Raw genomic sequence first — 17,050 nt, 5'->3', positions numbered from 1 at the left:
ATTTGGTGGTTTGGTAGATTGGGGTGATAACTGGTCTGGTAAGTATGCCTTAACTTCGTTAAATTTAAAAGCAATTTATTTCCAGCCAACATTGAGCGTTAAAATTACAGATCGTATTGGTATTGGTGCAGGTTTTGTTTATAACCATGGCGATGTAAATCTTCAGCGGGCATTACCGGTAAATTATCCCGACAGTCGCTCAGGCCATGTTACCTTGGATGGTACAGGTAAGGGTTATGGTTGGAATGCAGGTTTGTACATTAAAACCTTAAGCAATATATCGTTTGCGTTGGTTCACAAATCTAAAGTGATTACCAAACTTGATGGTGGAACAGCCGATTTCCAGGTTCCAGGTTCTTTAACTTCATCTTTCCCAGCCGGAAATACATTTAATGCTGAACTGCCTTTACCGGCTACCACCAGTTTGGGAGTTGGTATTCCACTTTCAAAAAGTACAGTTTTAGCATTTGATGCAAGTTGGGTACAATGGCATATTTATCAGGATTTATCTTTTGATTATGCAACAAATACGCCTTCGCTGGCCGATACGAAATCAGCCCGTAATTATCGGGATGGATCTTCATTCAAATTGGGAATTAATCACCAGGCTTCTGAAAAATTAGCATTAAGAGCTGGCGTAGGTTATGCTTTTTCTCCGGTACAGGATGGTTACGTAACTCCTGAGGCACCAGATGCCGACCGTTATATTTTAAGTGCTGGTTTAGGGTATACGCCAACCAGTCATTTCGAAGTTAATGCCTCATTCTTCTTTGAAGATGTAAAATCGCGTAAACAGAAAAACCTTGAAACAGGCTTAGATGGTACTTTTAAAACTTTGGTTTATGCACCAGGGCTTTCGTTAACTTATAAATGGTAGGAGAAATTACAAATGAAAAAATATATATTAAATAGTTTCGTAGCTGCTGCCATTCTTTTTACAGCGGCTTGTAAACCAGAAATTGAAACACCGGCGGGTACTACAGCAGGCCAGAGCTAATTTTAGCAAATACATTGCCGTAGGTAACTCTTTAACCTTCAGGTTTTGCTGATGGTGGCTTATATTTAGAGGGACAAAAAGTAGCTTATCCAAATCTAATTGCGGCCAAAATGGCTACAGTAGGTGGTGGTAGCTTTACTTCTCCTTTTTTTACAGATGCACAAGCTAATGGTTCGGGGTATGTTGCATTAACAGCATTGGTTAATGGTACGCCAACTTTAACTCCGGTAACAGATAAATTGGCTTACATTGATGCGGCAAAGCATTTAGCCAAATACACCACTGAGATTCAAAACTTAGGTATCCCAGCATGCGTGTCGATTTATCTTTTGATCCATCTTTAACTTTTAGTGCGGCTAATCCTTATTTCGAGCGTTTATTAACTGATGCGCAAGTTGGTAAAACGAATTACTTTCAGTACATACAGGGCAGAAACCACACCTTTTTCTCACTTTGGTTGGGCAATAATGATGTGTTGGGGTATGCTTTGATGGAGCGGTTACCGTTAACGGAGATCCAACTACGGTTTTAACAGATAAGGTTACTTTTTCATCATTATATGCTAATTTGGTAAATGCTTTATCTGCAGGTGGGCAAAAAGGTATAGTTGGTACGATACCAGATGTGACTGCGATTCCTTATTTTAATACAGTAACGGTAGCAGCTTTATTAAATGCAGCCAAAGCAATGAATCCTGCGGCAGCAGCAATTTATAGCCAAACCGGAACAGGTGCAGTTACGGCTGCAACTGCTGAAGATTTAATCCGTTTGCCATTTCAAACAGCTGGTTTGTTTGGTCAGGGTGCTATTCCTTATGGCTTACACCCACTAAATCCAATTACCAGTAACTGGGTACTGGATAAAGATGAGGTTATAAAAGTGAAAGATTACGTAAACAGTTACAACAGGACAGTATTAAATCTTTAGCTACAAGTGAAGGTTTGGCCATAGCTGATACTTATACTTATTTTAACCAGGTTAAAGTCCGAATGAATATCCAGGGTATTGGTACTAATTCTGCTTTTCTTTCGGGTGGTGCTTTTTCTTTTTGGATGGGATACATTTAACGCCACGTGGAAATGCGGTAATTGCCAATGTATTTATTGATGCAATTAATGCAAAGTATGGTTCTACCGTCCCGACAGTGGATATTACACAATATACGGGAGTAAAATTTCCTGACACGAAATAATTAAAGAGAGGTTGTATCAATAAGATAACTTCTGAGTTGCGATCAAATTTTTGATGCAACCTCTTTTATTTGTTGCTCATTTGGGGTTCTATAAAATCAATAATTTGAGCACTTTCATCAGGCTCAAACCATTTAATTTCTTCATCCCTCCTAAACCAGGTAAGCTGGCGTTTTGCAAAGCGGCGGGTATTTTGTTTAATAGCAGTTATTGCTTCCTCTAGCGATACTTTCCCATCAAAATAATCAAAAATTTCACTATATCCTACGGTATTTAAGGCATTAAACTGTTTAAAAGGGGTTAAAGTGGCTACTTCTTCCAATAAACCATTTTCCACCATTTTATCTACCCGCTCATTAATTCTGTTGTACAAAACAGCTCTATCGGTATTTAACCCAATTTTGATAATACTGAATGGTCTTTCCTTTTTAGTGGCCGATAACATTGAAGAAAGCTTTTGCCCTGTGGATAAAAAAACTTCCAATCCGCGGATCATCCTTTGTGGATTTTGTTGATCTACTTTTGCAAAATATTCCGGATCTACTTTGGCCAATTGTTTCTGAATAACAGCTAAACCTTCATTTTCGAATTGATTGTTTAATTTTTCCCTAATGGATAAATCAATATCCGGCATTTCATCCAAACCATTAATAAGCGCATTGATGTATAACCCTGAACCGCCAACCATTATAGCTGTATCATGGTGCTTAAAAATTTCATCAAGTATTTTTAAAGCTTCCAATTCGAAATCGCCGGTGCTAAACAGTTGTTTTACTGAATGCGAATTGATAAAGTGATGCTTGGCTGCGGCTAGTTCTACTGCATCGGGTTTGGCCGTTCCAATTTCCATTTCTTTAAAAAACTGACGCGAATCTGCTGAGATAATTTCTGTATCTAAATGTGTAGCCAGTTTAATAGCTAAAGCTGTTTTTCCAATTGCGGTAGGTCCAACAATGGCTATTAGTGTTTTTGGCTTTTTAGTAGTTTGATCTGCAGGTAACATGATTTTTTTAAAAGAAAAAGTCAGATGTAAACACCTGACTGATATAGTTAAATTATAAATTAAGCACTATGAAGCTGAACTGAATTTTAAAGCGATCGGATCAGCAACATTTATGGCAAAAAAATTAATAATCATCTTTATGGCTATCATCTTCGAAGTTGTCGCTATCAGAAAACTCATCGCCAAATTCGTCGCTTTCGCTTTCATCTTCTTCATCTCTTTCTTCCTCATTAATGCCCATATCGCCCATTGCTTCTTCCAGTTCGTCTGTATCTTCAGGAACAAAATTCATTTCATTTAAAAAATCAAATTCGCCTGCTACTGCACCAGCAGATGCGCCAGGATCGGTAATAGATGCATTGCTGCTTTCGAAAATTTTTGGTGCCTCACCACTGCTTTTGGCTAAATATGGATATTCAATATTCGGGTCGGCATCTAAAATGATTTTTACAAGCTCCACATGAAAATCGTATGGACGGTCGAAATTATAGATGTAGTAAAATTTTTGGTGCGGATCTTCAATAAAACCACTCAATTTAGAGTTTTCCATTAAAACTACACGATCTTTTTTACGTTCGCTCGGTAAATAAGCAATTTCATCACCCTTTAACCAGTTATCAGTGCTAACATAAAAAGATGAAGATTTTTCGGCATTATAACCCGTAGATCTATGAATAGCCTTGTGCAGGTCTTCAAATGTTTGGTTTGATTTAATGTCGATCTCTCTCACAACATCATCAAAATCTTCAAAAGTAATTCTAAATTTATAAATAGCCATTATTGTATTTTGGAACCGTAAAAATAAAGTTAATTTATATTACCGCAAACATCAAATGCCACAAAGGCACCTTAATATAGCGTAGAGGCAATTAAATTATTTATTAACAGGATTTAATCCCATTTGTTTTGCCTGATTGAGCATAAAATTAAACGCTTCATCATAATCATTGGTAATGTCGCCTTCCAGTATGGCCTCCCTGATCGCATTTTTAATTAATCCAACTTCTTTGCCAGCATCTAAGCCAAAAGTCTCCATAATATCATTGCCCGAAATAGGAGGCTGCCAGTTGCGTATTTTGTCGCGTTCTTCTACATCTTTAAGCTTTTGTTTAACAAGCTCAAAGTTGTTTCTGTATTTCGTTTTTTTATATTCGTTTTTGGTAGTAACATCGGCGTTGCAAAGCAACATCAGGCTTTCAATCTCTTCGCCTGCATCAAAAAGCAACCGCCTCACGGCCGAATCTGTTACGGTTTCCTGTGCCAGAACAATTGGGCGTAAATGGAGCTGCACCAATTTTTGTACATACTTCATTTTTTCATTTAAGGGAAGTTTCAGCTGTGCAAAAATCTTCGGAACCATTCTGGCTCCTCTATCTTCATGGCCGTGGAAGGTCCAGCCGTGGCCTTCTTCAAAACGTTTGGTTGCAGGTTTGGCTATATCGTGTAAAATTGCGGCCCAGCGCAACCACAAGTCATCGGTAGCTGCACAAATATTATCCAATACTTCTAAAGTATGGTAGAAATTGTCTTTATGCCCTTTTCCTTTGATGATTTCGACACCGTAAAGCTGCGCCATCTGAGGAAAAATGATATACAGTAATCCAGTATCAAAAAGGTGTTTAAAACCGATCGAAGGTTTTTTTGAGAGAATGATTTTATTCATTTCATCGGTAATCCTTTCTTTTGATACGATATTAATGCGTTGTTTTTGAGTTTTTATCGCGTTAAGGGCGGCCGGATCAATATCAAAATGAAGCTGTGAAGCGAACCGGATGGCCCGCATCATGCGCAAAGGATCATCAGAAAACGTAATTTCAGGATCGAGTGGTGTACGGATCAGTCTATTTTCTAAATCTTTAAGTCCGTTAAACGGATCCAACAATTCGCCAAAATGATTGGTATTTAAATTAATTGCCAGTGCATTGATGGTAAAATCCCTGCGGAGTTGGTCGTCTTCCAGGGTACCGTCTTCAACAATCGGTTTGCGCGAATCAGAACGATAAGACTCTTTCCTGGCCCCTACAAATTCGACCTCCAGATCCTGATATTTGATGTTAGCCGTACCGAAATTTTTAAAAACGGCAACTTTTGTGTTCAATTTCCGGCCAACTGCTTCTGCATATGCTATCCCACTGCCCACAACAACAACATCAATATCTTTCGAAGGGCGATCTAAAAATAAATCACGAACAAATCCTCCAATTACATAAGCTTCGATATTGTGCTTATCGGCTATAGTGGATAAGGTTTTGAATATGGGATTTTGGAGGTGCAAGCCCAAATCCTTTGAAGGATACTTGCTGCTTCCTTCGTTCAAATCAGACTGCATATATAAGGGTAATTCATTTGTTCAAAATTAAGAAAAACATTTGGTGGATCAAGAAAACACAAGTTCGATACCTACAGCGGATTGGAACTTACTTTCTGATAAATTCAAATTGTCCGCTTGGAGAAAGTTTCATAATGGTTGAAGGTTTTCTGCTGGTACGGTTTTCCTGTTCAAAATCTACCACATAATCTACAGCTTCAATAATTTCAGGATCTATATCATCAAAAAATTTCGGTGAGGGTTGCCCGCTTAAATTTGCCGAAGTAGAAACAATTGGTTTTCTAAAACGCTGAATTAATGGTGTACAGAAATCATGTTTAACAATTCGAATTCCTACGCTGCCGTCGGCATTAATTACGTTTTGGGCCAGGTTTTTTGCACCAGAAAAAATAATGGTTAAAGGATTTTCTGCATATTCTATTAAATCATATGCTACATCAGGAATTTCTGCAACATAGCTTTGCAATTTGCTGTCTACATCAAGTAAAACAATCAAACTTTTTTCTGCCGGACGGTTTTTGATCTTCAATAATTTATCCACCGCTTCAGCATTGCTGGCATCGCAGCCCAGGCCCCAAATGGTATCTGTTGGATAAAGGATAACCCCACCTGATTTTAGTACCTCAAAAGCTTTATTAATCTCATCTCTTAGCATTTTGCAAAGGTAATTTTTAAAAAGGAAGTTAAATAATGTTAATGTTTGCTTTTTAAATTAAACAGTCCATATTTTTATGCAAACGCTAAACAATATGAAGAAATTATTCCTTCTCGCTGTACTTATCAGTTTATCTCAATTGCTTGTGGCCCAGAAAAGGATCATCTTTCATTATCGAAACAATATAAATGTGAGCGGAAGAATAAGTGACATAAAATTGGAACTGTATTACCTGAATGGCAGGTCGTTAGAGCTGTCAATACCAAATGAGCAATTAAAATTAGAGGAGGATACAACGTACAAGGGAATCAGGAGGATAACCAGCGTTAAGATCGTACTGAATGACAATGATAAACGGATACCTTTCGTATTGAAATCGCCTGATATTTCTGGTCTTATCTATGCAGAAAGGATATGGCCAAAGGCAACCTATTTAGTAGTGGATACATTAAATAATTTCAATTGGAAAATCTCTACCGAAACAAAGGAAATTAATGGCGAAACTTGCACCAAAGCCGAAACCGACTTTAGAGGACGTAAATATGTGGCATGGTTTAAAAAGGATAATTTAATGAAAATTGGACCATGGAAATTTGGAGGTTTACCGGGTATTATATTTGAAGTGAGTGATATAGACAATATTTATCGTTATAGTTTAGAAAATATAGAATATGTTGATCAGTTTCCTGTAGAATTACAAATGCCAAAAGCTTACAAAGATGATGAAATGATCAGTCATGGAATGTTTATTTTGAAGTGGAAAGCAAATAAAAAGGGTTTAGAAAAGGATAATGATGTGGTTAATTATTCTCTAAACCGGATTTGAGTAACATTAAACATACAGTTGCACCAATTAAAGAATTATACTGATTTTGTAAAATATTTATTTATAGACAGATAGCATCAAAACATAATCAATTGCTAGCTGTTTAAAATATAACAATCTGAGTGTAAAAATTCACAAACGATTTTCCTTTTTAAATGCCAAAATCGCTATATTTATATCAGGTTATTTTAAAAGAAACAATGCACAAAATGAGAACAGCACAAAAATTATTAATGCTTTTTACAGTGGTATTGGCATTAGCAGGATGTACAACACTCCGCACCGCATCAGATTATGATAAAAATGTTGATTTAGGCGGTTATAAAACTTACAATTTTTACGATAAAGGCATTGCTCGCGTAAAACTTAATAATTTGGATAAACGCAGATTAATGGCTGCGGTAGAATCTGAGATGAATGCCAAAGGATTTACCAAATCAGATCGTCCAGATTTGTTGGTGAATCTCGTAGTTGTGGCGAGAGAAAAAACTGATGTTTATGGTCCGGCTTACTACGGTGGTTGGGGCTGGGGCTGGGGTGGCTGGCGAGGAGGCTGGGGCGGTTGGGGTTCCAACGACGTTAACCAGTATATCGAAGGCACAATTATTATCGATTTCTTAGATCCGGCTAAAAAGATTTTATTCTGGCACGGACAGGGATCAGGCTTTAACCTTGATAACTTCAATAAAAGAGAACAACGTTTGTATACAGGTGTTAAAGAAATTTTGGCACAATACCCACCAAGCGTTACCGCTGCAAAATAAGGCTATTGTAAAAGATTTAAATAGCAATTCATTAATTGCTGAGTAACTACAGGGCTGTTGAATTTTTGAACAAATTCCAGCCCTTTTTCTTCATCTCTTTTTGAAGTTCAGAATCGTTCAAAATTTTATTGATGGCAGTTGCCAACGTTTCAGAATCATTCGGTGATACGTATAAGCTATTTGGTCCGCCAGCTTCTTCTAAACAAGATCCTGTTGCTGCAACCACCGGAATACCCGAGTACAATGCCTCAATAATAGGGATGCCAAAACCTTCATAAAATGATGGGTAAACAAAAACATTGGCCATTTGATAAATTCCTGGTAAATCGGCAAATGGAATATTCTTTAAAAATAGAATCCGGTTTTTTAATCCAAGTTTTTCTATTTCCTGTTCAACAGTTTTAAAATAAGGGGTTTGTTTACCTATAACCACTAATTTATAGGCTTCATCTACCTCTTTTAAGGCCTGTACAGCCAATTTTAGGTTTTTCCGTTCTTCAATGGTGCCAACATTTAAAATGTATTTTTCTGGTAATTGATAAGTGGCCTTAATTCTGCTTAAAGTTTCCTTTGGTAGTGAAATTTTAAAATTATCATCGCAACTTTGGTAAATTACCTCTATTTTTTCAGGATTAATGCCGTAGTATTCTACAATATCTTCCTTGGTTTTTTCGCTGATCGCGATTATTTTATTGGCTCTTTTACAGGCTGATTTACTTTTCCACTCGTATAATTTTCTGTCGATAAATTTATAATATTGAGGAAAACGCAGAAAGATCAGATCGTGGATGGTTACGACCGATCTAATCCTGGTGTGTTGTATGGCTAGGGGGATCTCATGACTTAAGCCATGGAAAATCTGGCAGCCATCCTGATTTATGTCTTTAAGGATATTTAAAGTTCTCCATAAAAAAGGTCCGTTTTTAGGGAGTTTTGGTTCGATGTTTTCTTTTTCAAGAAAGGCATCAATCTGGTTGGCCTGTTTTACTTTTGGCGTATAAATGAGGTATTGATGTTGAGGAAATTGATGTGCAAGGTGCTCAATTAACGATCGGCTGTAATTTCCCAATCCTGTTAAGTTATTGGCGGCACGCTTGCCATCGAATCCAATTTTAAGCGAAAAGGTTAAAGCCGAAAGACCAAGGCTTGATTGATCAAGTTCGTTACTTTCGGCTTTTTCGAGTTTCACTTTCAGCTTTCACCTTTGTGCTTTCAGCTTAAACTGCTACATTATTTTCTCTTAACGCATCGTTAAGTGATGTTTTCTTATCTGTACTTTCTTTACGTTTACCGATAATTAAAGCACAAGGTACCTGATATTCTCCGGCAGGGAATTTTTTAGTATAACTTCCTGGAATTACTACCGAACGTGCCGGAACAACTCCTTTATATTCTACTGGTGTAGGGCCGGTAACATCAATAATTTTAGTTGATGCGGTTAGTACCACATTTGCACCTAAAACAACTTCTTTTTCAAGTTTAACACCTTCCACAACAATGCACTATCGAACCACAGGAAACAATCATCTTCGATAATTACCGGAGCAGCTTGTACAGGTTCTAAAACACCACCAATACCCACACCACCGCTTAAGTGAACGCGTTTACCAATTTGTGCACAAGACCCTACTGTTGCCCATGTATCAACCATGGTACCTTCATCAACATAAGCACCAATGTTTACGTATGATGGCATCATGATTACACCTTTAGCTAAAAACGAACCGTAACGCGCACTTGCCATAGGCACAACACGTACACCGGTTGCTTTATAGTCGGTTTTTAAATCCATTTTATCGTGGTAAACGAAAGGGCCACTTTTAATTTCTTTCATCTCACGAATCGGGAAATACAAAATTACTGCTTTCTTTACCCATTCATTAATGCCCCAAGAGTTTAAAACTGGTTCAGCAACACGGATTTCACCTTTATCAAGGCCCATAACAACGGCTTCAATGGCTTCACAATAATTACTGTATTTTAAAAGGGTTCTATCCTCCCAAGCGGCTTCAATTAATTTCTTTAAATCTGAATACATGATGTTTTTAAATTTTACGCAAAATAAATCAATTTTTGCTTATTAAATGGTTAATTGTTTAAATTGTTTTCTCCGAAGGTTAATTGGTTAACCGTTTAAAATGGGTCACTGTACATCATGCACTGAAATAGCGATTAACCGATTAACAAGTTTAAACAATTAACCTAATTATGTATTTTTGAACTTTATGACAGAGACAGAAAAACTTAGGATCGATAAATATTTATGGGCAATCAGGTTATTGAAAACCCGTAGCCTTGCAACGGATGCCTGTAAAGCCGGAAGAGTGAAGTTGAAGGGGCAAAATATTAAACCTTCTGCAATTGTAAAAGTTGGCGATGTTTACCAGGTATCGAAAGGAATTGAAAAGAAAATTATCGAAGTAGTAGAACTTTCTTCACAACAGAACCGATTCGCCAACTGCTTTAACGAAATACAAAGATTTAACGCCTGTTGAAGAAACACATGCTTTTAAATCGATGTTCCATTCGCCAAGTTTAAAACGCGATAGGGGAACGGGCAGGCCCACTAAAAAAGATAGAAGGGAGACTGACGATTTAATCGGGGGAATGTTTGAAGAGGAATAATTATTGCTGAGTTTTTAGTTTACGGTTTTCAGTTTCCTGTGAGCTGATTACGGCGTACTGTAGACTAAAATAACGCATCCGATAACTCATCATCGCTGTTTTTCCCAGTTTTTCGATCAATTTATAATTTGCTATTGCGCCTACTGCTGCTCCAACGAATGGAAGCATCTGTGCAAGTTTTGCCAAATCGATATAATCGCGGTATTGCTGCTGAAAGGTTAGCCAATCAAATTCATCAATATTGGTTGGCAGTTGGTGGGCTTTATCATCCCAACCCTGCATTTTAATAAAAATATTTTTACTTTCTTCTTTACTAGAAAATGCCAGCTGAAAAATGTGCAAAATATATAAACGCTCGCGGTAGTCTTTCACATCGTATCCGTAAACTGCGGCAATATCAAAAAGCATTTTCATTTTTATACCCAGCAATAAAGGGAAATCGGCCAGGCTCATTAAAAAACCACCAGCTCCTGTAATTCCACCTTCAGCGGCACCAGTTTTTTTATACGTATCTATTTTTTGTTTTACCAGGGCTTCGCGGTGCATCAGGGTTAAATTGGTAATGGGTTTCGAAGTTGTAAATGTAGAACCAAAAAGCACTGCCTTAACCATTTGTTTTATTGCAGTTGTAATTGCATTATGCACCTGATCGGGGATATAACTGTTAATTTTCTTCTGAACTTTATCAGTTACTTTGCTCATAAGAGAAGGTTTTTGTAAAGTTTTAAATTTCCAAAAATCCAATTCGCTCGTTATCTTCTGTTCATAGGTCATAACATTTCACTGCAATAACTATTCCTTAAAACTTCATTAATAATAGAAAGTATTAAAACGGTAATTTACTATTGACCAAGTTTTTATGTTGGCACATTCGTAATTTGTGGTAAGCATTGGCAAATAATCTTTTATCTAATATTCTACCCGCATTGGCGAAGTTTCCCATAATTTAAAAGCAGCTAAGGCTTCATCTCGCATGAGCTGTATTACCGGCAAACTTCTGTTTTCCATTTTTTTATCTAACTCCTCGTAAATAAATTTATCGCTAAAGCCAATGTTTTCTGCATCTGCTTTAGTATTTGCATAATAGATTATATCAATTTTTGCCCAATAAATAGCGCCCAGGCACATTGGGCAGGGTTCGCAACTGGTATAAATTACACAACCGCTTAAATCGAAAGTATTCAGTTCGGTACAGGCCAGTCTTATTGCTGAAACTTCGGCATGCGCTGTTGGGTCGTTTGTTAAGGTTACCTTATTTGCTGATTTCGCAATCAGTTTGCCGTTTTTTACCACAACTGCACCAAAAGGCCCACCTATGCTTTCACTAACATTTTGTACTGATAAGTCAATTGCCATTTGCATAAATTCCTGATCTTTTTTCTCCATCTTACCTGGTGTTTTTATAAATTATAACACAAAAAAAATGCCCCGATTTATTCGGAGCATCATTTTTTAATATCTTATTGCTTACTTTTTGGTGTATTCGGCGTTTAAACCTTTAATTACATCCGAAGTAACATCTAAACTTTCATCAGCAAATAAAATTGTACTTCCTTTTGTGTATGAAAGCACCATTTTATATCCTTTTTCTTTAGCGTATGTTTTTAAGTAACCAGCAACTTTATCGTAAAGTTTTTCGGTTTCTACAGCTTGTTCGTTTTGTAATGCACCGCCAGCATTTTGTTGGTAGGTTTGTAATTCTTGTTGTTTACGAGCCAAACGCTCTTCAGTACTTTTGCGTTGGTCTGCAGCTAAAGTTGATGCAGATTGTTGGTATTGAGCAACCTCTCTTTGAAAAGCCTGACCTTTTGCCTGCATATCTGCTTGTGCATTTTTAGTTTTACCCTCAAATTTTATTTTTAAGTCTTTGTAGTATTCGTATTTGTTCAATAAAGAGTCTTGGTTTACAAATACAATTTTCTCGCTTGCAGAAACTGCTGCAGTTGCGCTATCTGTTTTTTTAATTTCAGTAGTTTTAGTGTCTTTGTTTTGGCATGCAGAAAAAGCGGTAATTAAAGTTGCTGTTGCAAATAAACCAAAGGTTTTGAAGGTTCTTTTTTCCATTATTGTTTAATAAATTTTAACAAACTTATATAAATTAGTTTTGATATGCAATTTAAAGCCAATCGCATAAATAACTAAGACTGCAAAACTTGATGGCTTTTTTTCAGTTCCGCTTAATTCATTTCGTTTTTTTTGAAAATCAGACCCTGCATTTCATTTTAAAGTTACACCCGCTGTCCGCTTTACTTTGTGCCCGCTGCCATCGGGTTTAGGTGGCAAGGCCAGTGATGCTATCTGGGGTTGCAGGGCGGAAATAGCAAATCTCAAAATACCAAACGTTCCGATGGAACGTAAAAAAACATTCTGTTTTTTTTACCCATGAGTCGTTCCTACGGAACGGTGTGCGATGTGGAAATTAATCCTTGGCGTCCCAGATGGAAATCTTTTTAAGTTACGCCTTGGTTATAGGTAAACATAATTTAACCACAGACAAAAAAGGATATATACACCTGCTGGGCTGTTCATAGGGGATATAATCCGTGTTTATCTGTATACATCTGTGGTTAAGGTCCCTTCAATTTTTGACATTGCCCAGTGCCACAATTGGTGGATAGTCCCTAATGAACAAAGAAATTATTCTTATTTTATGTGCCGATGAGTCGTTCCTACGGAACGGTTTGCGATGTGGAAATTAATCCTTGGCGTCCCAGATGGAAATTTTGTTAAGTTACGCCTAGGTTATAGGTAAACATAATTTAACCACAGACAAAAAAGGATATATACACCTGCCCAGCTATTCAGTAGGGGGATATAATCCGTGTTTATCTGTATACATCTGTGCCGGTTAAAGTCCCTTAAATTTTTGACGTTGCCCAGTGCCACAATTGGTAAATAGTCCCTAAGGAACGAAGAAATATTCTTATTTTTATGTGCCGATGAGTCGTTCCTACGGAACGGTTTGCGATGTGGAAATTAATCCTTGGCGTCCCAGCGGGACGATTGGTGGGTAGCCAATTGTACAATTGGCGTTACGTTCAGTAGGAACGATTGGTGGGTGCTGATGAGAAATCCTTTCATTTCTGTTGGTTGTGGCCATCTAAACCCGATTGAAATGGAAAGCTCCCGATTTTTCATCGGGACTTGTAATAAAAAGCGGGACTAACACCCGTTTGAAACGCTGAATTTGCTTCAAACAACCTTAATAATATCTAATGATCAGCGTAATTTAAGCAACATCCAAACCCCAATAAAAGGTAAGCTACAATGCCTGTTTTAAAACCTTTCAATTGCTTTTTAAAACCCTTTTAAATAACCTTAACCTACTTTATGCCTAATGCTTTAGTGTAGAGAGATTAACTCTTTCACACCCTAAAACTTATCCACATATTGGGTTAAATGGCAAAATTTGCGTATTTTTGATACTTATTGTTTTTAATTAAAATATGAGCGAAGAACAGGATTTAAAGTCAAATTATTCGGCAGATAATATACAGGTTTTAGAAGGTTAGAAGCGGTGCGTAGAGCGCCTCAATGTATATAGGTGATACTGGTGTTAAAGGTTTACACCATTTGGTTTACGAAGTTGTAGATAACTCAATTGATGAGGCTTTGGCCGGTCGTGCAGATACGATGGAGATTTTAGAATTTTAGAAGGCAACTCCATCAGGGTTGAAGATAATGGTCGTGGTATTCCAACCGGGATCAATACAAAAGAAAATAAATCGGCATTAGAGATCGTAATGACGGTTTTGCACGCAGGTGGTAAATTTGATAAAGATACCTACAAGGTTTCCGGCGGTTTACACGGTGTGGGGGTAAGTTGCGTTAACGCCTTATCTACGCATTTAAAAGCTGAAGTTCACCGCGAAGGTAAAATTTGGGTACAGGAATATAATATGGTAAGCCTCTATACGATGCTGAAGAAGTTGGAAAAACCGATAAACGTGGTACGATTGTAACTTTTAGCCCGGATGCAACTATTTTTACGCAATTAACCGAGTACAAATATGATACATTGGCTGGCCGTTTGCGCGAACTGGCTTTCCTAAACAAAGGAATTGCCAGCTTACCTTAACGCAAGTAGAAGGCGTGAAGTTTTAGAAGACGGTAAATTTTTATCAGAAGTTTTCCATTCTGATGGTGGATTGAAAGAATTTGTTGCCTTTTTAGATGGTACAGACTTCTTAGATTCTTGCCTGAACCAATTTATATCGACGGCATTAAAAATGGTGTTCCGGTTGAGCTTTGGCTTTTCAATACAACGACAGTTATTCAGAGAATGTTCACTCTTATGTAAATAACATTAATACCCACGAAGGTGGTACACGCATTGCAGGTTTGCGCAGGGGTTTAACACGTACCTTAAAAAGTTATGCTGATAAATCCGGTTTGTTGAAAAACCTTAAAATGGAAATTACAGGTGATGACTTTAGAGAAGGTTTAACTGCGGTAGTTACTCTAAAAGTTCAGGAGCCTCAATTTGAAGGACAGACCAAAACCAAACTCGGTAACAGTGAGGTAATGGGTGCGGTAGATGTAGCTGTGGGCGAGGCATTAGGTGCTTATTTGGAAGAAAATCCGAAAGAAGCTAAAATGATCGTTAACAAGGTAATTTTAGCTGCAACGGCACGTGCTGCGGCGCGTAAGGCACGCGAAATGGTGCAACGTAAGAGTGTAATGGGCGGTTCTGGCTTGCCGGGTAAACTTGCAGATTGCTCTGATAGCGATCCTGAAAAATGCGAAATTTACCTGGTAGAGGGTGATTCTGCGGGTGGTACCGCTAAACAAGGTCGCGATAGAAATATTCAAGCTATTTTACCTTTAAAAGGTAAAATTCTGAATGTTGAAAAAGCGATGGAGCACAAAATTTACGAAAATGACGAGATTAAAAATATGTTTACGGCAATCGGTGTGAGTATCGGTACGCCTGAAGATGATAAAGCATTAAACTTAACCAAACTGCGTTACCACAAAATCGTAATCATGACGGATGCGGATATCGATCGTACTCACATTACCACCTTGATTTTAACTTTCTTTTACCGTTATATGAGGGCTTTAATTGAAGCGGGTTATGTTTATATCGCTTCGCCACCACTTTACCAGGTTAAAAAAGGTAAAGATTTCGAGTATTGCTGGAATGATGTACAACGCGATGCTGCTTGTACAACGCATAAAAGGTAATGGTAAAGAAGATAGCGTACACATCCAACGTTTACAAAGGTTTGGGTGAGATGAACGCAGAACAGCTTTGGGATACTACTTTAAATCCTGCTACACGTACCTTATTACAGGCTACTATTGAAAGTGCTGCAGAATGTGATCATACCTTGCTCTATGTTAATGGGCGATGAAGTTGCTCCACGTAGGGAGTTTATTGAAGCGTAATGGGAGATACGCAAAAATTGATGCTTAATACCAAGCAGCGGAAACATCAGGAGCTAAAGCTTAAAGCTAATATATAACCCTCTTCAAATTGAAGAGGGTTTTTTGTTGCCTGGAATTTAAATTAATGTATAAAAATTATATACATAGTTTTCTTATGTATATAAATATATTTACATTTGTTCATGGCTGTAAATAACGAATTGTTTAAAGGTACTTTACAAACTATTATTTTGAATTTATTATCTGAAAATGAAAGGATGTACGGATATGAAATTACGCAAAAGGTGAAAGCTATAACTCAAGGCGAATTATTGCTGAAAGAAGGTGCTTTATATCCTGCTTTGCATAAATTGGAGGCTGATGGATTATTAGATACTGCCACAGAGGTAGTAGGTAACCGTGTGCGTAAATACTATTCACTATCAAAAAGCGGAGAAAAAGAAGTGGTGAATAAACTTCAGGAAGCAAAAGACTTTATTGCACATTTACAAGTATTATTAAACTTAAAATCCTCTTTTTAAATGAATCTCAATCTAGAACAATTGCACCAAATTAGAGACCTTATAGCTAAGAGGGGTTTTCTAGAGGTTGATATACAGATGGAAATTTTAGATCATATCGCCTCATCAGTTGAAGAAAAAAAGATTGAGAACCCAACCCTTAATTTTGATGCTGCGGTAAACGAAACAATTCAATCATTCGGTGTAATGGGACTTAGTGCCTTTGCCGATGGCTTAACCAATTCAATTCGCGCTAAATACAGCCGTTTGTTTTGGAGATTTTTTTTCTCGGCTTTTGGATATAAATATGTGTTACTGCTTTGTTTTTCAATTTTTGGAATTTACAAAATGCAAGACTTACTTACGGCAAATGTTTTTTATATATTTTTAGTTGCTGGTCTGCTCTGTGTGTTTGGAATTTCGGTGTTTTTTGTTATTAAACCAACTATTTACAAGAAGTTTGCGTCTTTTAAATCTGGAACTTCATTCCTTCCTTTATTAGGGTGTATTTTATTTTTGACCCATTTTGCCATGAATGATATACCAGTAGAATACACGATTTTTGCAATTAATGTACAGCAATTAGTTGTGTCACTTTCTATTGTTTTATTTATACTCTATTTTAATGCTGCAATTAGAACAGCTAAGATCAGTATGAAGGGAAACTAAGATCCTTGATTGAGAAATATAGACTTTTATATAATTAATTTTAGAAAAACAAAAGCCATTCGCAACCGAATGGCTTTTTGTCACTATAAACTTTCTAAAAG

At 37.1% G+C, this 17,050-nt stretch carries 19 protein-coding genes and 3 pseudogenes; 13 read left to right on the top strand and 9 right to left on the bottom strand.

Annotated elements, in window-relative coordinates:
• Window position 1 precedes the first annotated feature (1 nt).
• The 5 genes and pseudogenes from AC0IWE_RS12730 to AC0IWE_RS12710 form a co-directional block, all read left to right on the top strand.
• A pseudogene (locus AC0IWE_RS12730) lies at window positions 2-877 on the top strand (OmpP1/FadL family transporter); the annotation flags it as partial.
• A 230-nt stretch (window positions 878-1,107) separates the two neighbouring features.
• Window positions 1,108-1,341 carry a hypothetical protein gene (locus AC0IWE_RS12725; RefSeq protein WP_471793351.1) on the top strand — a complete coding sequence of 78 codons (234 nt, stop codon included), beginning with the start codon at window positions 1,108-1,110 and terminating at the stop codon, window positions 1,339-1,341.
• Window positions 1,308-1,529, top strand: a complete 222-nt coding sequence (locus tag AC0IWE_RS12720) for a hypothetical protein (RefSeq protein ID WP_471793350.1) — start codon at window positions 1,308-1,310, stop codon at window positions 1,527-1,529. Before AC0IWE_RS12725 ends, AC0IWE_RS12720 begins: the two co-directional genes overlap by 34 nt.
• A gap of 35 nt (window positions 1,530-1,564) precedes the next feature.
• On the top strand, window positions 1,565-1,924 hold the full coding sequence (locus tag AC0IWE_RS12715; protein WP_471793349.1) for a hypothetical protein: 360 nt from the start codon (window positions 1,565-1,567) through the stop codon (window positions 1,922-1,924).
• A gap of 121 nt (window positions 1,925-2,045) precedes the next feature.
• Window positions 2,046-2,189 (top strand): hypothetical protein, encoded by a 144-nt coding sequence (locus tag AC0IWE_RS12710; RefSeq protein ID WP_471793348.1) that lies wholly within the window; start codon window positions 2,046-2,048, stop codon window positions 2,187-2,189.
• 65 nt (window positions 2,190-2,254) lie between these two features.
• Here AC0IWE_RS12710 and miaA read toward each other — a convergent pair whose 3' ends face one another.
• The 4 genes from miaA to AC0IWE_RS12690 all read right to left on the bottom strand — a co-directional run bounded on the left by miaA (window position 2,255) and on the right by AC0IWE_RS12690 (window position 6,174).
• On the bottom strand, window positions 2,255-3,190 hold the full coding sequence (gene miaA, locus AC0IWE_RS12705; RefSeq protein ID WP_471793347.1) for a tRNA (adenosine(37)-N6)-dimethylallyltransferase MiaA: 936 nt from the start codon (window positions 3,188-3,190) through the stop codon (window positions 2,255-2,257).
• 124 nt (window positions 3,191-3,314) lie between these two features.
• Window positions 3,315-3,968, bottom strand: a complete 654-nt coding sequence (locus AC0IWE_RS12700; protein ID WP_471793346.1) for an IS1096 element passenger TnpR family protein — start codon at window positions 3,966-3,968, stop codon at window positions 3,315-3,317.
• Window positions 3,969-4,064: 96 nt separating this feature from the next.
• Window positions 4,065-5,519 (bottom strand): CCA tRNA nucleotidyltransferase, encoded by a 1,455-nt coding sequence (locus AC0IWE_RS12695; protein WP_471793345.1) that lies wholly within the window; start codon window positions 5,517-5,519, stop codon window positions 4,065-4,067.
• 88 nt (window positions 5,520-5,607) lie between these two features.
• The gene (locus AC0IWE_RS12690; protein WP_471793344.1) at window positions 5,608-6,174 is read right to left on the bottom strand and encodes an L-threonylcarbamoyladenylate synthase; all 567 of its coding nucleotides are present in this window, start codon (window positions 6,172-6,174) and stop codon (window positions 5,608-5,610) included.
• A 94-nt stretch (window positions 6,175-6,268) separates the two neighbouring features.
• Between AC0IWE_RS12690 and AC0IWE_RS12685 the strand changes: the two genes are divergently transcribed.
• Window positions 6,269-7,000, top strand: coding sequence for a GLPGLI family protein (locus AC0IWE_RS12685; RefSeq protein ID WP_471793343.1), 732 nt, complete (start codon window positions 6,269-6,271; stop codon window positions 6,998-7,000).
• Window positions 7,001-7,209: 209 nt separating this feature from the next.
• Window positions 7,210-7,764: a DUF4136 domain-containing protein gene (locus tag AC0IWE_RS12680; RefSeq protein WP_471793342.1), complete on the top strand. Its 555-nt coding sequence runs from the start codon at window positions 7,210-7,212 to the stop codon at window positions 7,762-7,764.
• A gap of 46 nt (window positions 7,765-7,810) precedes the next feature.
• Here the strand turns inward: AC0IWE_RS12680 and AC0IWE_RS12675 are convergent, their stop codons facing one another.
• Together AC0IWE_RS12675 and AC0IWE_RS12670 are read right to left on the bottom strand one after the other, a co-directional pair.
• The gene (locus tag AC0IWE_RS12675) at window positions 7,811-8,953 is read right to left on the bottom strand and encodes a glycosyltransferase family 4 protein (RefSeq protein WP_471793341.1); all 1,143 of its coding nucleotides are present in this window, start codon (window positions 8,951-8,953) and stop codon (window positions 7,811-7,813) included.
• 28 nt (window positions 8,954-8,981) lie between these two features.
• Window positions 8,982-9,802 (bottom strand): annotated as a pseudogene (locus tag AC0IWE_RS12670) (2,3,4,5-tetrahydropyridine-2,6-dicarboxylate N-succinyltransferase).
• 187 nt (window positions 9,803-9,989) lie between these two features.
• On the opposite strand from AC0IWE_RS12670, the pseudogene AC0IWE_RS12665 reads away from it, so the two are divergent.
• Window positions 9,990-10,389, top strand: a pseudogene (locus AC0IWE_RS12665) (RNA-binding S4 domain-containing protein).
• On the opposite strand, the gene AC0IWE_RS12660 reads toward AC0IWE_RS12665, so the two are convergent.
• From AC0IWE_RS12660 to AC0IWE_RS12650, 3 genes are all read right to left on the bottom strand, one after another.
• A complete protein-coding gene (locus tag AC0IWE_RS12660; protein ID WP_471793340.1) occupies window positions 10,390-11,163 on the bottom strand; it encodes an EcsC family protein in 774 nt (257 codons plus the stop codon).
• A gap of 135 nt (window positions 11,164-11,298) precedes the next feature.
• On the bottom strand, window positions 11,299-11,775 hold the full coding sequence (locus AC0IWE_RS12655) for a nucleoside deaminase (RefSeq protein ID WP_471793339.1): 477 nt from the start codon (window positions 11,773-11,775) through the stop codon (window positions 11,299-11,301).
• An 81-nt stretch (window positions 11,776-11,856) separates the two neighbouring features.
• The gene (locus AC0IWE_RS12650) at window positions 11,857-12,453 is read right to left on the bottom strand and encodes an OmpH/Skp family outer membrane protein (RefSeq protein ID WP_055914820.1); all 597 of its coding nucleotides are present in this window, start codon (window positions 12,451-12,453) and stop codon (window positions 11,857-11,859) included.
• A gap of 1,583 nt (window positions 12,454-14,036) precedes the next feature.
• Here AC0IWE_RS12650 and AC0IWE_RS12645 point away from each other — a divergent pair.
• The 5 genes from AC0IWE_RS12645 (at window position 14,037) to AC0IWE_RS12625 (ending at window position 16,949) form a co-directional block, all read left to right on the top strand.
• On the top strand, window positions 14,037-14,351 hold the full coding sequence (locus AC0IWE_RS12645; protein ID WP_471794035.1) for an ATP-binding protein: 315 nt from the start codon (window positions 14,037-14,039) through the stop codon (window positions 14,349-14,351).
• 286 nt (window positions 14,352-14,637) lie between these two features.
• Window positions 14,638-15,576, top strand: a complete 939-nt coding sequence (locus AC0IWE_RS12640; RefSeq protein WP_471793338.1) for a toprim domain-containing protein — start codon at window positions 14,638-14,640, stop codon at window positions 15,574-15,576.
• Entirely contained in the window at window positions 15,576-15,746 is a 171-nt protein-coding gene (locus AC0IWE_RS12635; RefSeq protein ID WP_471793337.1) for a hypothetical protein, read from the top strand. Before AC0IWE_RS12640 ends, AC0IWE_RS12635 begins: the two co-directional genes overlap by 1 nt.
• A gap of 264 nt (window positions 15,747-16,010) precedes the next feature.
• Window positions 16,011-16,301: a PadR family transcriptional regulator gene (locus AC0IWE_RS12630; protein ID WP_471793336.1), complete on the top strand. Its 291-nt coding sequence runs from the start codon at window positions 16,011-16,013 to the stop codon at window positions 16,299-16,301.
• A 78-nt stretch (window positions 16,302-16,379) separates the two neighbouring features.
• On the top strand, window positions 16,380-16,949 hold the full coding sequence (locus AC0IWE_RS12625; protein ID WP_471793335.1) for a hypothetical protein: 570 nt from the start codon (window positions 16,380-16,382) through the stop codon (window positions 16,947-16,949).
• The last annotated feature ends 101 nt before the right edge of the window (window positions 16,950-17,050 follow it).

Source organism: Pedobacter sp. AC402 (assembly GCF_979252805.1).
Note: the sequence above shows the minus strand (reverse complement) of the source record. Positions and strands in the feature narration are given on the sequence as shown.

What these genes read in the sequence shown, in the direction of transcription:
- AC0IWE_RS12725 (WP_471793351.1), top strand. Translation starts at nt 1,108, where the DNA reads ATGGCTACAGTAGGTGGTGGTAGCTTTACTTCTCCTTTTTTTACAGAT.
- AC0IWE_RS12655 (WP_471793339.1), bottom strand. Translation starts at nt 11,775, where the DNA reads ATGGAGAAAAAAGATCAGGAATTTATGCAAATGGCAATTGACTTATCA.
- AC0IWE_RS12700 (WP_471793346.1), bottom strand. Translation starts at nt 3,968, where the DNA reads ATGGCTATTTATAAATTTAGAATTACTTTTGAAGATTTTGATGATGTT.
- AC0IWE_RS12650 (WP_055914820.1), bottom strand. Translation starts at nt 12,453, where the DNA reads ATGGAAAAAAGAACCTTCAAAACCTTTGGTTTATTTGCAACAGCAACT.
- AC0IWE_RS12660 (WP_471793340.1), bottom strand. Translation starts at nt 11,163, where the DNA reads ATGACCTATGAACAGAAGATAACGAGCGAATTGGATTTTTGGAAATTT.
- AC0IWE_RS12625 (WP_471793335.1), top strand. Translation starts at nt 16,380, where the DNA reads ATGGAAATTTTAGATCATATCGCCTCATCAGTTGAAGAAAAAAAGATT.
- miaA (WP_471793347.1), bottom strand. Translation starts at nt 3,190, where the DNA reads ATGTTACCTGCAGATCAAACTACTAAAAAGCCAAAAACACTAATAGCC.
- AC0IWE_RS12680 (WP_471793342.1), top strand. Translation starts at nt 7,210, where the DNA reads ATGAGAACAGCACAAAAATTATTAATGCTTTTTACAGTGGTATTGGCA.
- AC0IWE_RS12685 (WP_471793343.1), top strand. Translation starts at nt 6,269, where the DNA reads ATGAAGAAATTATTCCTTCTCGCTGTACTTATCAGTTTATCTCAATTG.
- AC0IWE_RS12690 (WP_471793344.1), bottom strand. Translation starts at nt 6,174, where the DNA reads ATGCTAAGAGATGAGATTAATAAAGCTTTTGAGGTACTAAAATCAGGT.
- AC0IWE_RS12635 (WP_471793337.1), top strand. Translation starts at nt 15,576, where the DNA reads ATGGTAAAGAAGATAGCGTACACATCCAACGTTTACAAAGGTTTGGGT.
- AC0IWE_RS12720 (WP_471793350.1), top strand. Translation starts at nt 1,308, where the DNA reads ATGCGTGTCGATTTATCTTTTGATCCATCTTTAACTTTTAGTGCGGCT.
- AC0IWE_RS12695 (WP_471793345.1), bottom strand. Translation starts at nt 5,519, where the DNA reads ATGCAGTCTGATTTGAACGAAGGAAGCAGCAAGTATCCTTCAAAGGAT.